The following is a 480-nucleotide window of genomic DNA, read 5'->3' on the forward strand; positions in this document are numbered from 1 at the left end:
GGACGGGGGAGTGCGGGGGCTGCATGGAGATCCTTTCCGCTCGGCACGGCTGTTCGTACCCTCCTGGGCGACGCCCCGCCCGCGCAACCCGATTCCCCCGGCACCGCGCGCTGAATCGTCCGGATTGCTGCACTGTGTGGGTATGGAACATGACATGCGAGCCGAGTACGCGGAGGGCGTCTCGCCGCGCGGGCCGGACGCCCGGGTCAAGATCTGGCACATGGTGCGGCGCGACGGCACCACGGCCATGTGCGGCCGCCCGCTGGCGCCCGGGGCGGCCACCCAGCCGAGCGAGCTGTGGGGGACGCCGGAGGGGGAGCCGTTCTGCCACACCTGCGGTGCGCTGTATCTGCGCGAGGTGCCGTGAGGGCCTGCCGCGCCGATGCTGGACACTGGGGGCATGTCTGTACGGGTGCGGGTGAGTGTGCGTGCTGCTGTCGTCGGCCTGGCCGCCATGGGATGCGGGCTGGGGCTCTTCCC

The 480-nt window shown here is 72.3% G+C and carries 1 protein-coding gene; it reads left to right on the forward strand.

Features of this window, described 5'->3' with window-relative positions; translation table 11 throughout:
* The first annotated feature begins 142 nt into the window (after positions 1-142).
* Entirely contained in the window at positions 143-367 is a 225-nt protein-coding gene (locus G5C65_RS38235; RefSeq protein WP_165303691.1) for a hypothetical protein, read from the forward strand.
* Positions 368-480 lie beyond the last annotated feature (113 nt).

The organism is Streptomyces boncukensis (genome assembly GCF_011045075.1).
Taxonomy (GTDB): Bacteria; Actinomycetota; Actinomycetes; order Streptomycetales; family Streptomycetaceae; genus Streptomyces; species Streptomyces boncukensis.

Coding starts and splice junctions, on each gene's coding strand:
- G5C65_RS38235 (WP_165303691.1), top strand. CDS start 143: ATGGAACATGACATGCGAGCCGAGTACGCGGAGGGCGTCTCGCCGCGC.